Source organism: Amycolatopsis coloradensis, from assembly GCF_037997115.1.
In the GTDB taxonomy this organism is placed as follows: Bacteria; Actinomycetota; Actinomycetes; order Mycobacteriales; family Pseudonocardiaceae; genus Amycolatopsis; species Amycolatopsis coloradensis_A.
Genome location: NZ_CP150484.1, coordinates 5,534,939 through 5,549,664 on the forward strand (window position 1 = coordinate 5,534,939; position 14,726 = coordinate 5,549,664).

14 protein-coding genes are annotated in these 14,726 nt (G+C 69.0%); 3 read left to right on the top strand and 11 right to left on the bottom strand.

Going from position 1 to position 14,726, the window contains the following annotated elements:
• Positions 1 to 226: 226 nt before the first annotated feature.
• Both LCL61_RS25965 and LCL61_RS25970 read right to left on the bottom strand, forming a co-directional pair.
• The gene (locus LCL61_RS25965) at positions 227 to 709 is read right to left on the bottom strand and encodes an MgtC/SapB family protein (protein ID WP_425341934.1); all 483 of its coding nucleotides are present in this window, start codon (positions 707 to 709) and stop codon (positions 227 to 229) included.
• A gap of 135 nt (positions 710 to 844) precedes the next feature.
• Complete coding sequence (locus tag LCL61_RS25970; RefSeq protein ID WP_340682134.1) at positions 845 to 1,798, bottom strand: LysR family transcriptional regulator; 954 nt, start codon at positions 1,796 to 1,798, stop codon at positions 845 to 847.
• A 144-nt stretch (positions 1,799 to 1,942) separates the two neighbouring features.
• Between LCL61_RS25970 and LCL61_RS25975 the strand changes: the two genes are divergently transcribed.
• Both LCL61_RS25975 and LCL61_RS25980 read left to right on the top strand, forming a co-directional pair.
• A complete protein-coding gene (locus LCL61_RS25975) occupies positions 1,943 to 3,361 on the top strand; it encodes an MFS transporter (protein WP_340688680.1) in 1,419 nt (472 codons plus the stop codon).
• Positions 3,362 to 3,564: 203 nt separating this feature from the next.
• On the top strand, positions 3,565 to 3,912 hold the full coding sequence (locus LCL61_RS25980; protein ID WP_340682135.1) for a darcynin family protein: 348 nt from the start codon (positions 3,565 to 3,567) through the stop codon (positions 3,910 to 3,912).
• On the opposite strand, the gene LCL61_RS25985 is transcribed toward LCL61_RS25980, so the two are convergent.
• From LCL61_RS25985 to LCL61_RS26020, 8 genes are all read right to left on the bottom strand, one after another.
• Positions 3,902 to 4,612: a nucleotidyltransferase domain-containing protein gene (locus LCL61_RS25985; RefSeq protein ID WP_340682136.1), complete on the bottom strand. Its 711-nt coding sequence runs from the start codon at positions 4,610 to 4,612 to the stop codon at positions 3,902 to 3,904. The genes LCL61_RS25980 and LCL61_RS25985 overlap by 11 nt on opposite strands.
• Before the next feature lie 232 nt (positions 4,613 to 4,844).
• Positions 4,845 to 6,452 (bottom strand): alpha/beta hydrolase, encoded by a 1,608-nt coding sequence (locus LCL61_RS25990; protein ID WP_340682137.1) that lies wholly within the window; start codon positions 6,450 to 6,452, stop codon positions 4,845 to 4,847.
• Positions 6,453 to 6,608: 156 nt separating this feature from the next.
• On the bottom strand, positions 6,609 to 7,031 hold the full coding sequence (locus tag LCL61_RS25995; protein WP_425342065.1) for a nitroreductase family deazaflavin-dependent oxidoreductase: 423 nt from the start codon (positions 7,029 to 7,031) through the stop codon (positions 6,609 to 6,611).
• Positions 7,032 to 7,077: 46 nt separating this feature from the next.
• On the bottom strand, positions 7,078 to 8,055 hold the full coding sequence (gene egtD, locus LCL61_RS26000) for an L-histidine N(alpha)-methyltransferase (RefSeq protein WP_340682139.1): 978 nt from the start codon (positions 8,053 to 8,055) through the stop codon (positions 7,078 to 7,080).
• Between the two features lie 6 nt (positions 8,056 to 8,061).
• On the bottom strand, positions 8,062 to 8,817 hold the full coding sequence (gene egtC, locus LCL61_RS26005; RefSeq protein WP_340682140.1) for an ergothioneine biosynthesis protein EgtC: 756 nt from the start codon (positions 8,815 to 8,817) through the stop codon (positions 8,062 to 8,064).
• 5 nt (positions 8,818 to 8,822) lie between these two features.
• Complete coding sequence (gene egtB, locus LCL61_RS26010) at positions 8,823 to 10,172, bottom strand: ergothioneine biosynthesis protein EgtB (protein ID WP_340682141.1); 1,350 nt, start codon at positions 10,170 to 10,172, stop codon at positions 8,823 to 8,825.
• The gene (locus tag LCL61_RS26015; RefSeq protein WP_340682142.1) at positions 10,169 to 11,431 is read right to left on the bottom strand and encodes a glutamate-cysteine ligase family protein; all 1,263 of its coding nucleotides are present in this window, start codon (positions 11,429 to 11,431) and stop codon (positions 10,169 to 10,171) included. Before LCL61_RS26015 ends, egtB begins: the two co-directional genes overlap by 4 nt.
• 130 nt (positions 11,432 to 11,561) lie before the next feature.
• Positions 11,562 to 12,485, bottom strand: a complete 924-nt coding sequence (locus LCL61_RS26020) for a LysR family transcriptional regulator (RefSeq protein WP_340682143.1) — start codon at positions 12,483 to 12,485, stop codon at positions 11,562 to 11,564.
• Positions 12,486 to 12,646: 161 nt separating this feature from the next.
• Between LCL61_RS26020 and LCL61_RS26025 the strand changes: the two genes are divergently transcribed.
• The gene (locus LCL61_RS26025; protein WP_340682144.1) at positions 12,647 to 13,834 is read left to right on the top strand and encodes a Glu/Leu/Phe/Val family dehydrogenase; all 1,188 of its coding nucleotides are present in this window, start codon (positions 12,647 to 12,649) and stop codon (positions 13,832 to 13,834) included.
• A 139-nt stretch (positions 13,835 to 13,973) separates the two neighbouring features.
• Here LCL61_RS26025 and LCL61_RS26030 read toward each other — a convergent pair whose 3' ends face one another.
• Entirely contained in the window at positions 13,974 to 14,705 is a 732-nt protein-coding gene (locus LCL61_RS26030; RefSeq protein ID WP_340688681.1) for an ESX secretion-associated protein EspG, read from the bottom strand.
• Positions 14,706 to 14,726 lie beyond the last annotated feature (21 nt).

The window sequence follows — 14,726 nt, forward strand, 5'->3', positions numbered from 1 at the left end:
GCTCTTCCGATCTTCTAACCCTCTTTGCCACTCACGACCCCCTCGCCAAACCGGGCATATGACCTTGAAGCGCGCATTTCGTCGCTGGAAGGCGACCTTTGTGGACACTGAAGAGCGCAACTGATTCCTGTCGGCCAGTCCGGAACCACGCCGCGAAGGCCACTTCTCTGCCTTGACCCACCGAAGTGGTCCTTCACCGCAGAGGCTCGGTCACGCCACCTTTGACTTACCCCTCAATAGAACCGTCCCTACCACTCACGAGGTCGTCTTCCCGGTGCTCCGGGCGGCGGTCGACGACGCGGCCGAGCGGGCGCAACAGCACGTTGACCCCGACGATCACCACGGTCCCGGCGAGCGCGACGACGTAAAGTCCCGCTCCCGCAAGGGATCCGACGGCCGCCGAGCACCACAGCGTGGCCGCCGTGTTGAGCCCGCGCACGTTCAGCCCGTCCCGCAGGATCACCCCGGCGCCGAGGAAACCGATACCAGAGACGATCTGGGCCGCGACGCGCGTCGGGTCGGCGTCGCCGCTGGTGTTCAGCCCGCCGAAACCGTGGGCGGACAACAGAACGAAGAGCGTCGCGCCGACGGCGACGAGGGCGTTGGTGCGGAGTCCGGCCATCCGGGCGCGGTACTGGCGCTCGATGCCGATGACGGCGCCGAGGCCGACGCCGGTGCCGACCCTGAGCAGCATTTCGAAGGTGTTCATGATTCCGGCTCTTTTCTGGCGTGCGTACACAAAGCCAGACAGGGAAAGGAGACCGGTGAAGGTCAGCGCACCGCGCACACGGGTGAACGGCGACCATGTCCGGTCGGTCCAGAACTGTCTTCCGGCATGTGCCGCTCACCTCGCTTCCGTACTCGATCGGTGTTGATCAACCTTCGGGACTGTACCACCGGACGAGCCGAGCGCGGCGTGGATCGTGTCACGCAGCCAGCGCTGGGCGGGGTCGGCGTCGAGTCGCGCGTGCCAGAGCTGGCAGACCTCGATGGGCGGAAGTTCCGCGGGGACCGGGAACCAGCGGATTCCGAGCGACCGGCCGTACTGCTCGGCGAGCCGCTGGGGCGCTAGCCCGATGTAGTCGCTCGACGCGACCAGGAACGCGGCGACGGCGGAGGTGGGGACGACCGCCGCGACCCGGCGCTGGAGACCGGCCGCCTCGAGCACGTCGTCGAGCGGTCCCCTGCCTCGCCCGCGCCGTGAGGCGGAAACGTGCGGATACCGGCAAAGCTGTCTCAACGTCGGGCGGCGCACGCCGCCGAGCGGGCCGTCCGCCCTGACGATCGCGACCACTCGTTCGCGGTACAGCAGCGTCGAACGGATGTCGGGCGCGGCGATGTCGCCCGCGCCGATGTCCAGGTCCACCGAACCGTCCCGCAGGGCCTCGGTGCTTTCGCTGCCTTCGGCGACGAAACGCAGGACGACGCCAGGCGCGACCGCGGCGGTCGCCTCGGCGGCGGCTGTCACCAGTGTGGCGGCGACACCGTCGTTGATGCGGATGGTGAAGGTCCGTTCGAGGTCGCCGATCGCCAGCTCGCGGTCGGCGCTGATCAGGGCCGACGCCTCGTCGAGCAGGGACCGCACCCGCGGGGCCGTCCGGAGCGCGAACGGCGTCGGCACCATCCCGCGGCCGGCGCGCACCAGGATCGGGTCGCCCATCGCCCGCCGCAACCGGCCCAGCGCCCGGCTGGCCGCGGGGATCGACAGGTGCAGCCGTTCGGCCGCCGCCGTCACGCTGCCCTCTCGCAGCAACGCGTCGAACACGCGCAAGAGGTTGAGGTCCAGCTGATCGGCCATTGTTGCATCGTACGCAACTCTGGGTTGTGAAAGTTGCGTGGCACGAAGAATGCGCTGGCCCCTAGCGTCGTGGACATGCCACTCCGACTTCAAGTCCGCGACGCTCCCGAAGTCGCAACGGACCCGCGCGGCCTGCTGACCGCCATGTGCGCCTGTGTCGTGCTCGTGGTCGGGATGGTCGCCGCGATCAACCTCGCCGTCCCGATGCTGGCCGCGAGCGAGCTTCACCCGTCCGCGTCGGCACTGATCTGGATCGTCGACACCTACGTCATCTTCTTCGCCTGTCTCGTGATCCCCGGCGGAGCGGCGGGCGACCGCTTCGGCCGCAAGGGTGTCCTGCTCGCCGGCCTGGCGCTGTTCGCCCTCGGTGCGCTGCTGTCCGCGCTCGCGCCCACCGTGCCTTTCCTGCTGGCGGGCCGGGCGATCACGGGGATCGGGGCCGCCGCGGTGCTGCCCAACACCCTCGCCGTCCTGCTGCACGCCGTCCCCGCCGAACGCAAGGGCGTGACCATCGCGACCTGGGCCTCGATGACCGGGATCGGCGGTGTCCTGGGGAACGTCGGTGGCGGAGCGGTGCTGACAGGAGGATCGTGGCGATGGCTGTTCGCGGCCGCCGTCCCGCTCTCCCTGGTGCTCCTCGCGCTGGCCGCCCGGATCGCGCCGGTGTCCCCGCGGCACGACCGGCCGCTCAGTCCGCTCGGCGCCGTCCTGCTCGTCGGCGCGTCGGTCGCGTTACTGCTCGGCATTGTCGAGGGACCTGAAGCGGGTTGGGGTAGCCCGATCGTTCTGTCCGGGTTCGCCGGTGCGGTCGCGCTCTTCGCCCTGTGGACGTTCGTGGAACTGAAGGCCGAGCACCCCCTGCTCGATCCCCGGTTGTTCCGCGTGCCCGCGCTGCGCAGTGCCTGCCTCGGCATGACCGCGATCTTCTTCGGGATGTTCGCGCTGTTCTACGTCAACGCGTCCTTCCTCCAGTACGGCAAGGGATTCAGTGTGCTGCTGACCGGGCTCGGGATCATCCCGCTGACCGTCCCGGTCATCCTCGGCGCGCGGCACGTCGGCAAACTCGTCCGGCGCGCCGGCGTCGACGCCACTGTCGCCATCGCCTTCGTCTTCTGCGGCTGCGGCCTCGTCGGCCTGTCCACAAGTGACTCTTCGACTCCGTACCCGGTCTACGCGGCCTGGCTCGTGGTGACCGGGATCGGTGTCACGCTGGCCCTTCCGACGCTTTCCGCCGCGATCTCCGGTTCGCTGCCTCCCGCCCAGGCCGGTGTCGGTGCCGGGCTGCAGGCCACCACCCGGGAATTCGGCAGCGCGCTCGGTGTCGCGGTCATCGGCACCATCCTCACCGGACGGTTCGTCGCCGCGCTGCCGTCCGATGTCCGCGCGGACCGCGATCCGCACACCGTGGCGCAGGCGCTGGCAACCGTCCCCGGCCGCTCTCCCGAAGTGATCTCCGCGTTCGTCACCGGCGCGAGCACGGCCCTCCGGGTGATCGGCGTCAGCGTGCTCGTCCTCGGGGCGCTCGTCGTCCTGCAATCAAGGCTTTCCCGTAACCCCCAGTAGAAGGAGCTTCCATGCAGGTATCCGTCACCGGGGCGACCGGCTGGATCGGCTCGGCCGTCCCGGATCCGCGGCGACGACCTGGACGATCTCGACGGCCTCTGGCGAACAAGCACGACTGGGCGCGTTCCCGAGAACTCCTCAAGTGAACCCCGTACGGAGCCCATGACCCAGGACATCGAAACCGGTGACCGAAAGGAAACACCATGTCCGAAGTGACCGCGTTCATGCTGGTGAAGACCACACCGGAATGGCTCGGCCTCACCGTCGAGCAACGGGTGGAGTCCTTCAAGACCGAAATCCTCCCGGTGATCGAGAGCAAGGTGAAAGGTGTCCGGTCCCGGTTCTTCGACACGGAGTTCTACTCCGCGCGCGTGACCGACGTGTGGGTATGGGAGGCGGAGGACCATCACTCGTACCAGTCGCTCATCGAGGCGCTGCGTGAGACGCCCTTCTGGGACCGGTACTTCGAGGTCGTCGACCTCCTGGTCGGGGTCGAGAACGCGTACGCGGCGAACTACGGTCTCGACGCCTACGCGAGCGTCAACGTCTGAAGCCGGAAGGCGCGTCTCGCCGGTAACCCACCAGAAGACGGCCTCCCGCACCGTCGAGGACCGCGGCGGCGACCCGCCGCATCAGAGCCCGATCCCCACTGCATACGACCTGCCGGTAGCCGAGCAGGAGTTCCCGGCAGGTCTCCGGATCGGCCTCTCGAAGCCGTCGCAGGAGCCATTTGCCGTGGGATCGCCATCGTCCCCCGGCCAGGAGGATCAGCTCGGCCACAGCGGTCAACAGCCGATCGGCGATGAAGATCAGTTCGTCGGCCCCGTCAAGATCGTCCAGAAGGTCGGTGAGCAGATAACGATGCTCCTCCAGTTCGGCCGCGGACAACGGCGGAGGCCCGGCGCGCAGTCGCGCCCGGGCTTCCGCCCGGGTCCGACACCCGAAGCCGTCGCGATCGAGGAGAACGACACCCTCAGCGCACATGTGCAGGAGAGGCGAGCGGCGGTTCGCCGTCTCCTGACCGGCGAACCGCTCGTACGACTCAGTGGTATGGCAGAAAAGTTCCACCGGCACGCCGTCGTGTTCGGTCGTTTCGCGGTACGGCGCGGGTGGGCCGTCGAGGATCACGACGATGTCGAGATCCGAACTCGCGGTACGCCATCCGGTGATCGCGCTTCCGCCCAGAATCGCGGCCCTCGCGCCGGGAAAGCGACCCTCGACCACCTGGCGGGCGATTCGGACCGGATCCATCCGTCCAGCATGCCTCAGCCTCGTCGGCCGGTGGGTGAGCCAGGCGCACCGGCGGCCGCGACCACGCCGAAGCCGGTGCCCTGGTTACCCACCCGGATGGCCTGGACGAGCAGTCGTCCGGCCTATCCGGCCCTCCCCGTCCGGAACCCTAGGGCCGGGCGTTGGGGACCGGTCCCCGGACGCCACGAAGGCCACCGCCGAGACGGTGGCCTTTGTGGTCGTTCGCCCAGGATCAGGCAGTGGTTTCGAACGGCTGGACGTTCGGCTGGAACACCTGGCCGTTGGCCGGGACCTTCAGATCGATCAGGTAGTCGGCCGTCACCTTGTCCACCCCGAGCGAGTCGCCAAGGATGCAGTGCCCGAAGGCGTCGACCGAGAGCAACCGGGCGTTGCCCAGCTGGTCGGCCATCCGCTTCGAGAACAGGTACTGGGTCGCCGGGTCGTAGTAGTTGCCGATGACCAGCACCGGGGTGTCGGTCTTGGCCTGCCACGGGCCGCGATAGACGTCAGGCTTCTTCGCCGGCCACACCGGGCACGCCGCCACGTCCGAGAACGCCTGGTAGCGGCCGAAAGTGGGCGATTCCTTCTCCCACTTCGCGGCGATCTCGGGGACCTTCTCCTGCTTGATCGTGATCTTCTTGTCCGAGCAGTTCACGGCGAAGTACGAGTCGTCACCGGTGTACGGGCTGTCCGGGCTCACGTCCGCGCGCCCGTTCGCCCCCGACCGCAGCACCTTCAGCTCGACGGCCTGTGCCGTCTGCGTCTGCGCCGCGGGCGGGTGGACGATGTTGTACAGCGCCTGCAGGTCGTCGGCCAGCGGCGGGAACGACGTCGGCGAGTACAGCACCCCGGCCACCGTGCTGGTGAAGGCGTTGATGTCGTAGCTACTCCCGTCCGGCAGCTTGATCGGCTGCCGGCGCAGCTGGTCGCGGATCTCGTCGAACTTCTCCCGCGGCGTGCCTGGGCTGAAGGAGCACTTCGGCCCGACCTGCGCGCACTTGCGCAGGAAGGCGTCCAGCGCGGTCTCGAACCCGCGAGCGCGCTCGCGGTCGTACTGCACACCGTCGCTGGTGCGCAGCGCCGGGTCGACGTTGCCGTCGATGACGATCGCCCGGCTCTGCTTCGGGAACATCGACGTGTACGTCGACCCGATCAGGGTCCCGTACGAGAAGCCGACGAAGGTCAGCTTCTGGTCGCCGACGGCCGCCCGCATCTTGTCGAGGTCACGCACGACGTCCTTGGTGGACATGTGGTTCAGCAGCGCGCCCGCGTTGTTCTTGCAGAACTGGCCGTAGTCGCGGTACGAGGCCAGCGTCCCGGAGATCTCCTGCCGGGTCAGCGGCACGGGGATCTGCGCGGAGAAGACGTCGTCCGCGTCTTCCTGCGTGGTGAAGCACTTGAGCGGGTTGCTGGCCCCGACCCCGCGCGGATCGAACCCGATCAGGTCGAACCGGTCCAGCACCTGCGGCTGGAAGTAGTTCGCCGCGCCGATCGGCATCCGGAAACCGGAACCGCCGGGACCGCCCGGGTTGAGGAACAGCGAACCGACCTTCTTGTCGGGCGTCTTCGCCGCCCGCTTCAGCATCGCGATGTCGATGGTGCCGAGCGCCGCGTTGTCGTGGTCGATCGGCACGCGATACCGCGCACAGCTGTAGAACTCGGCCTGGTCGGCGGGAACACCGCGGATCTGGTCCGCCGTGCAGGCACCCCAGTTCACCGGCGCCGTCGCGCCGATCCGGGCGGCGGGCGTCCCGGCCTCCTGGGCGGCGACCGCCGTCCCGGACGCCCCGGTCAGCGCGGCGCCGGCCACGAGTGCCCCTACCAGTGCGAAACCGCGCACCGGCCTCCTTGTGGATCTCGGCAAAACGACTCCTCCCTCGGCTGGCGACGTGATGGGCCACGTCGCTCGGCGCGCCGTCGACGTCACGGCGCGTAACACCAAGCGAGCCTCGCACAAGCCGGTAACCCAGTCACCGGCCGAAAGGATGGTACGAACCTATCGAGTGGTTGTCTTCAACTCGAAAATCGGTAACACACGGCGAGCGGCTTGCTCCTCCATGGAGTAACCGGGCCAGAATTCCAGCAGCAGTTTCCACATCGCTTCGTACTCGTCTCCGCGCAGTTCCCTGGCCCTGACCGGGATCTCCTTGCCCGCCAGCGCGACGACCGCGTCGGGATTCGACCTCAGGTTGTGTGTCCACGCGGGATCGTTCGGCCTCCCCCAATTGGAGCCGACGAGCACGAAGTCCTCAGCGCGCGGGAAGTACAGGAGATTGGTACTGCGGGGCAGGCCGCTCTTGCGGCCGGTCGTGGTCAGCCGCAGGGAAGGGAGCCCGGCCAGCGCGACCAGACTCACCTTCCCCTTGAACAGCCGGTGGAGTCTCTTGTCCACCCAGATGATCCCGCCCGCGAGCCCCATCAGCCACGGTTTCGTGCCGAGCGCGCGGGCGAGCGACGTGAGAGGGTTAGCCACGGACAGATCTTGCCAGGCTCACCCCGAACCGCGATTCCGAGTCCGTCCACCATTTCTCCACCGAGAAACCGGCGGCGGCCAGTTCCGCGGCGATTCCCTCCCGCCGGAACTTCGCGGAGATCTCGGTGCGCACGTATTCGCCCTCGGCGAACTTCACCTGCAGGTCGGCGCCCGGGATGTCGACGGTCTGCGGTTCACGGGCGCGCAGACGCATTTCGATCCATTCGTTCTCCTCGTCCCAATGCGAGACGTGGTCGAAGGCGGCCGGGTCGAAGTTCGCGCCCAGACCGTTGTTGATCACGCGGAGCATGTTGCGATTGAACTCGGCGGTGACCCCGGCCGCGTCGTCATACGCGCGTTCCAGGGTTTCCCGGTCCTTCACCAGGTCAGTCCCGAGAAGGAACCACTCCCCCTCGTCGAGCACCTCGCGGACCGAGCGCAGGAAGGTGGCGCGGTCGGCGGGAAGGAAATTGCCGATCGTGCCGCCGAGGAAGACCACCAGCCGCGGACGGTCGCCAGGCAACAGGTCCAGATGACGGGTGAAGTCACCGACCACGCCCCGGACTTCGAGGGACGGGTAGTCGGCCGTGATGGCTTCCGCGGCTTCGGCGAGCGCGGTTTCGGAGACGTCGAGCGGGACGAACTCCTTCAACGTGCCGTGGCTCGTGAGCGCGTCGAGGAGGAGCCTCGTCTTTTCACTCGATCCGGAACCGAGTTCGACAAGGGTGTGCGCGCCCGAACTCTCGGCTATCTCGCCACCGCGCGCGGCGAGCACCTCCCGCTCGCTCCTGGTCGGGTAGTACTCGGGGAGGGCGGTGATCTTCTCGAACAGTTCGCTGCCGCGAGCGTCGTAGAACCATTTGGGCGACAACCATTTCTGATCCGCCTCCAGGCCGGCGCGGACGTCCGCGCGCAGCTGCTCGGTGATATCCGATTCGCTGTGGTGTACGTCGAGGTCGACTTCGGTCATCGTGCCTCAGGGCTCCGATCGGGCTTCGAGGGGAAGGATTTCCACGCCCGCGCCGGTGACCCGGACGGCGTGGCGGTCGGGAACGGGAGTCCAGCCGGGATCGTCGTCGCACGGTTCCGACGCGACGAGCACACCGCCTCCGATGTCCCGATAGGACAGGGAATGCGTCCACGCGGTACCGACGAGTGTCCGGCCGTCGGTCAGCAGGAGATTGAGCCGCGAACCCGGCCCCGCCTCCTCGACCACTCCGGTCAGCCACGTGACGGCCGCGAGCGGGTCTTCGCCCGCCTCGAGCCGCTCACTCAGCAAAGCCCACAGCAGTACCGAATCCGTGGTCGCCTCCAGCGTCAGCAGCCGGGTGATCGGCAGTTTCGCGGCGAGCTCGGCCATCGAGTCCGGCCAGCCCCGCACCAGCCCGTTGTGGCTGAAGAGGTAACGGCCGCCGGTGAACGGCGCGTTCGCCGCCTCGACCACGGGCATCCCTGTCGTCCCGTTCCGGACCGCCGCCAGGAAGGCGTGCGACCGGACCGAGCCGGCCAGTGCCGGCAGATCCCCGTCCGTCCACAAGGGAGCAGACCTGCGCAGCCGCAGCGGTTCGGAGCCGTCGGCGTACCAGCCGAGGCCGTACCCGTCCGCGTTGACCGAACCACCGCCCCGCATGTCACGGGGAGCGTAGGACTGCACGAGCAGCGAATGAGGGGCGTGAAAGAGTGTCTCGGCGGGCGAGCACGGCTCGCCGAGATACGCGAGGTGACGGCACATGCCCCTCAGGCCACCTCGCTCGGCCGTGCGTCCCGGGCACAACGGAACCCGGAGAAGATCTGTCGCCGGATCGGGTGATCCCAGTTGCGGAAGGTGCCGCGGATGGCCGCCGCGTCCGTCCCGAACGAGCCACCGCGCAGGATCCGGTAGTCCCCGCCGAAGAACACCTCCGAGTACTCCTTGTACGGGAACGCGGCGAATCCCGGGTACGCCTCGAAGCCGCTGCTGGTCCACTCCCAGACGTCGCCGATCAGCTGGTGCACGCCCAGGGGCGAAACGCCCGCCGGGTACGCGCCGACCTCCGCGGGCCGCAGGTGCCGCTGCCCGAGGTTGGCGTGGTCGGGGGTGGGTTCCTCGTCGCCCCAGGGGAACCGGCGTGACCGGCCGGTCGCCGGGTCGAACCGGGCGGCCTTCTCCCACTCCGGTTCCGTCGGCAGGCGCCGGCCTGCCCAGGCGGCGTACGCCTCGGCCTCGTGGAAGGAAACGTGGACCACGGGTTCCGCGGCGGGCACCTTCTCGTAGACGCCGAACCGCGTCCGCCACCAGCCGTCCTGCTCCCGCTTCCAGAACCGCGGCGCGTCGATGCCGTGCTCGCTGCGATACGCCCAGCCGCGCTCACTCCACCACTTCGGGTCTTCGTAACCCCCGGAGTCGAGGAACTCGGCATACGCCCCACAGGTGACCGGCGTGGTGTCGATGAAGAACGCCTCCACCGCGACCTCGTGCGCCGGACGCTCGTTGTCCAGTGCCCACGGCTCGGCGGAGGTACCCATGGTGAAGGCACCGCCGGGCACGAACACCTCCGCGGGCAGCGGCCCGGACCGTGACAGCGGCGGGGCGGGCGCGTGCAGCACCGGATCGCCCTTGCGGAGCTGATGGGTGGCCAGCATCGTCTCGTCGTGCTGCTGCTCGTGCTGGGTGATCATGCCGAAGGCGAAGGCGTCCTCGGTGAGCCGCCTGCCTTGCAGCGGAACGCTTTCCAGGATGTCGAAGGATTTTTCCCTGACTTCGCGGACGTACTTGCGCGCTTCCTCCGGGCCCAGCAGCGGCAGCGCCGGACGATCCACGCGAGCGTGCTGGAACGCGTCGTAGATGTCGTCGATGTCGGGCCGGAGCGCCTCACGGCCGCCCACGTCACGCACCAGCCAGAGCTCTTCTTGGCTGCCGATGTGCGCGAGATCCCAGACCAGCGGCGACATCAGTTTCGAATGCTGGCGGACCAGGTCTTCGTCGTCCACGTCCGTCAGCGCGACGCTGCGCTCGCGGGCCCTGGTGAGCGCCTCTGCCGCGTGCGCCCGCAGGTCTTGCGGGCTCAGCGCGCGAAGCGGGTTGGTCTCGGTGCTTTCCACGCTCATGACTGGTGGCTCCTCGAACGGTGCACGAGGGACTGCACGCCCTCGCTGATCTCCGTGATGGTCTCCGGCGGCAGACCGGTGGTGCCGAGTTCGGCACAGCCGAGGTCCACCACCTTGCTCGCGACGCCGGCGATCGCCGGGTCGGCCAGGCCGTACCGGGCCGCGCGCTCCCAGCGGCCCGTGACCGGTTCGCACAGTTCGAGCACCTTGTCCACTGTGGACGGCCGCGCGAGCAGCGCGGCCAGCAGGGCGACCGAGTGCAGCCACCTCGCGGCGGGCTGGGCGTCCAGGTACCGGATCTCCAGATACCCCTGTGGACGGACCGGGGTGAAGAACGTCGTCAGGTGATAGGCCAGGTCTTCCTCGGTGGGCCTGTCGAGCCCAGCGCCCTCGCCCCTCCCGTCGATCCAGTCGGCGAAGGTCAGGGAATCGGGCGCGTCCCAGCGGCCGTCACGGCCGGGAAGGACCATCAACGGGGTGTCCAGGATCCTGCGTGCCCACTCCCCCGCCGGATCCTTGCCCGGTTCCGCCGACCGGGTGCGGACCCGTTCCGTTTCCATCACGGCCAGCCAGCGCGCGGACGCGTGGCCGGTGTCGCGTCCGGCGTGGACCCGGGAGTTGGCGAAGGTGGCCAGCAGGGGCGGACCGAGCGCGTGGACGGCGGCCCAGCGGTCGGCCAGGTCGCCAGCCTCGCCGGTGTCGACACAGACCTGCAGGCCGGCGGTGCTGCACATCATCGTCGCGCCCCCGGCGCCCATCGGCGCGAAGCGGCGTTCCATCGCGGCGTAGCGCGGTGTGCCCAGTTTGCGGGCGGGGGCGCGATACCTGTCTATCCCGGAGTCCCCCAGGTGCAGGCCTCGGGCGGCGAGAAGATTTTCGAGGTGGGCCAGATCGGCCGAGACGACGGCGTCCAAGTGGCGCAGCGTGGTCTGTGGTTGAGCGGAGATCTCCACCTGACATCCGGGCTCGAGGCTCAGCGGTGAACCTGCCGGAAGCGGGAGGGCGGGGCTGTCGGGGCGCAGGGTCCGCGGGGTGTGCGGGCCGAGCGCGGTGGCGAGATCGTCGGGATCGAGAGGCCGGGCGGGCTCGTCGGCGTAGTGCACGGTGAATTCCAGCTCTACGCCGAGGAGTCTCGGTGGCCCGTGCTTGAAGCACACGGAAGCCACATACGCCTCACCCTCGGCGCGATCCGAGAGGACCTTCGCCGTCGCGTTCGACGCGCTCCCGGACTTCTCGGGGAAATCATGAACAGTAGTCATCTTTCCGCCGTCCAGTCGGTTGTCCGATAACTGAGATACCTTGACTTCGGACGCTACACGCGGAGTCCGACAAATTCAGGCCGGTTCTTGCGGGGCAAGATCCTCCGACCACCTCTTAGGACCGGACGATTCAGGGCAAAGCAGGCTCCGTGCCCAGCCCGAGCGCGGCGGCCGCGTCGCGGACCGCCTCGATCACCAGCTGCAGGGCCGGTCGCCGTGAAGACGTAGTCCGGTAGGCGATCGAAACCGTCCGAAGCAACGGTGTGGTCAACGCGACGACGTCGATCCCCGGCGGCCGAAGCCCGAGCCCGAGATCCGAAACGAGGGTTACCCCGAGCCCCGCCCGGACCATCGCCATCGCCGTCGATTGCTCCTCGACCTCGTGGTTGATCTTCGGCTCGAACCCGTGGCGGTGACACGCCGTGCGCACCGCGCGGCCGAAGTGACTCTTCGGGCTGGCGAGGATCCACGGGTGCTCGGCCAGTTCGAGCAACGACGCGCTCCCCGCGGGGACGGCACCGGCCGGCACCGCTGCGTGCAGCCGTTCGACCGCGATGACCGCGCGTTCCAGACCGGCGTCCCACGGCATCGGCGCGTCGGAGTAGTCGATCACGAACGACAGATCCAGTTCGCCGTCCCGGACGGCGTCGGCGGTGTCCTCCGGCGCGAGCTCACGGGTCCGGACCTGGATCCCCGGATGCTCACCCGCCAGTGCGGCCAGCGCGTGCGGAAGCAGTCCCGAAGCGACCGACGCCCACACCCCGGCCATGAGCCGTACCGAAACGGTCTCCTGCGCCTCCTCCAAGGCCAGCGTCGCCCGCTCGACGGACCCCAGGATCTCCTCGGCGTGCTCGGTCAGCAACAGCCCCAATTCGGTCAGCTGCACCCGCCTGCCGAAGCGTTCGAACAGCTTCGCACCCACGTCCCGCTCCAACTGCGCCAGCTGCTGCGACACCGCCGAAGCGGTGTAATGCAGCGAAGCGGCGGCCGCCGTGACGGTGCCACGTCGGCTCAGCTCGCGGAGCATCCTCAGGCGGTGCAACGAAAGCTCCATGACCCCAACGTAATCGGGTGCGGTCACGGACGCCGGATGGCGCGTTACACCAGTTTCTCTGCACGACATCGTTCAGATTCGGTAAATGGACGCCCGTGCCCGGCAGGGCGCACCCTCGGAAGTGGCGCAGGACGACCCCGAATCCCGAAGGAGGTGGCCGCATGGCCGCGAGGAACGCCGAACCGCTGATGAGGCTCATCTGGACCGACCCCGTCACCGGTGCCACCGGCTACCTCGTAGTGCACAGCCTGGTCTCCGGCATCGCGACCGGGGGGACCCGGATGCGCGCGGGCTGCACGATGTCGGAGGTCGAGGACCTGGCTAGGGGGATGGCGAACAAGACCGCGACCTTCGGCCTGCCGGTCGGCGGGGCCAAGGGCGGCATCGACTTCGACCCGAAGGACGAGCGTGCTTTCGGTGTGCTGGAACGGTTCTGCTCGTTCCTGCGGCCGTGGATCGACAACCACTGGGTGACCGCCGAAGACCTCGGCGTACCCCAGCACCTGATCGACGAGGTGTTCGCGAAGCTCGGGCTCGAGCAGTCGTACCACGCGGCGATCCGCCGTTCGGCCGACCCGGCGCACACCCTTCGCCGCGTGCAGGCCGGGTTGAGCACACCGGTCCCCGGCGGCCTCCTGCTCGGCGACGTGATCGGCGGCTACGGCGTCGCGCAGGCCTGCCTCGGTGTCGCCGACGCCTGGGAATGGGCGGCCGAGAAGACCACGGTCGCCATCCAGGGCATCGGCACCATGGGCGGCGGCGCGGCCTGGTACCTGCACGAAGCCGGCATGAAGGTCGTCGCGGTCGCCGACGCGGCCGGGACGCTCTACCGGCCCGAAGGCCTTGACATCCCGGCGCTGCTGGAGCTGCGGGACTTCTACGGCGAGATCGACCGCAGCCGCCTTCCCGCCGACGTCCGGCTGCTCCCGCGCGACGAGATCGTGGCGACGGACGCCGACATCCTCGTCCCGGCGGCCATCTCCTACGCGCTGCGCGCCGGGAACCAGGGCGTGGTCAAGGCGAAGGTCGTCATCGAAGCGGCCAACGCGGCGACCACACCCGACGCCGAGGCGGGGCTGGCGGCCCGTGGCATCCCGGTGATCCCGGACTTCGTCGCGAACGCGGGCGCGGCCGCGTGGGCCTGGTGGCTGCTGCTCGGTGAGGTCGGCGCCGATCCCGCCGATTCGTTCCTGCGCCTGCGAACCGAGATGCGGGCGAAGGTGGCGCTGCTGCTGAGCTCGTGGAACCTCGACCGGATCGCGCCGCGCACCACCGGGCTGCGGCTCGCCGAAACCACCCGTTCGGACGCCACCACTCCCGAAACCGCCCCGGCCCTGGTCATCCCCTGAGAATGCGCGTGAAGGCCTCCTTCCCTCGGGGCTGGAAGAGGCCGACTCCTGGGCGGTCGACGGGCACAAGTGGCTCAACGTCCCCTACGACNCTCGCGTCTGGCGCGAGGAAGGGGGCCTTCATGTACTTGGCCTGTGGCTAGCCTGGCAGGGTCCCGGCGACGTGCCGGAGCGCGTCGGCCAGCTCCGCCGGACCGGCAGGTCCGATGTGGACCACCGCGTCGTTGCCGTGTCCGGTCGTGTAGCTGAGGTACCGGCCCCAGTCCGTGTCGGCGAAGTGGAGCGGATCCTCGACGGACACGTGCCTGCCGATTTCGTCCCGCTTGCCGACGTAGAGCTCGCCGCTCCCCTCGACCGGGCGCTGCACGAGGCTGACGATGTCCGCGATCACCGGCGGCAGCGAATGCGTGTCCGGGCCGCGCCGGGCCGCCTCTTCGAGCTCGTACGCCCGGACCGTGCGAAGCCTGCCGCCGCCCGCCGGGACGGGCGGCAACTGTTCGATCAGCGTTTCCGGCAGCCGCCGCCGATCGATCTCCTGAAGCCCGACCCAATCACCGGACGCAACGGCCAGCACCGCCTGCAGTCCCAGCGACGCGGCGAGGACGCCGTAGGTCTCGCCTCCGGTGTTCACCCAGCCGTAGTACTCGATGGCCGGTTTCGTGAGCACCGGAAGCCAGTCCAGGAAGTCGACCGACGTGCGGCCACTCGAGTCCAGCAGCCCGGCTTGCGCCAACGCCGCTTCCACTCGCTTGTCCGCCTCCGCGCGGGCCGTCCTGGACAGCCAGCGCGGTTCGGGACGCACCGTGATGTGCAGGTCGCCGACGCGTTCGCGTTCGGCGAGCACCGCCAAGGCTTCGACCGGGACGTCCACCCGGCCCGTTCTGACGGTCAT

Excerpts from the sequence above, each read along its gene's own strand:
- LCL61_RS25965 (WP_425341934.1), bottom strand. The coding sequence starts at position 709 with ATGAACACCTTCGAAATGCTGCTCAGGGTCGGCACCGGCGTCGGCCTC.
- LCL61_RS25970 (WP_340682134.1), bottom strand. The coding sequence starts at position 1,798 with ATGGCCGATCAGCTGGACCTCAACCTCTTGCGCGTGTTCGACGCGTTG.
- LCL61_RS25975 (WP_340688680.1), top strand. The coding sequence starts at position 1,943 with ATGTGCGCCTGTGTCGTGCTCGTGGTCGGGATGGTCGCCGCGATCAAC.
- LCL61_RS25980 (WP_340682135.1), top strand. The coding sequence starts at position 3,565 with ATGTCCGAAGTGACCGCGTTCATGCTGGTGAAGACCACACCGGAATGG.
- LCL61_RS25985 (WP_340682136.1), bottom strand. The coding sequence starts at position 4,612 with ATGGATCCGGTCCGAATCGCCCGCCAGGTGGTCGAGGGTCGCTTTCCC.
- LCL61_RS25995 (WP_425342065.1), bottom strand. The coding sequence starts at position 7,031 with ATGGGGCTCGCGGGCGGGATCATCTGGGTGGACAAGAGACTCCACCGG.
- egtD (WP_340682139.1), bottom strand. The coding sequence starts at position 8,055 with ATGACCGAAGTCGACCTCGACGTACACCACAGCGAATCGGATATCACC.
- egtC (WP_340682140.1), bottom strand. The coding sequence starts at position 8,817 with ATGTGCCGTCACCTCGCGTATCTCGGCGAGCCGTGCTCGCCCGCCGAG.
- egtB (WP_340682141.1), bottom strand. The coding sequence starts at position 10,172 with ATGAGCGTGGAAAGCACCGAGACCAACCCGCTTCGCGCGCTGAGCCCG.
- LCL61_RS26015 (WP_340682142.1), bottom strand. The coding sequence starts at position 11,431 with ATGACTACTGTTCATGATTTCCCCGAGAAGTCCGGGAGCGCGTCGAAC.
- LCL61_RS26020 (WP_340682143.1), bottom strand. The coding sequence starts at position 12,485 with ATGGAGCTTTCGTTGCACCGCCTGAGGATGCTCCGCGAGCTGAGCCGA.
- LCL61_RS26025 (WP_340682144.1), top strand. The coding sequence starts at position 12,647 with ATGGCCGCGAGGAACGCCGAACCGCTGATGAGGCTCATCTGGACCGAC.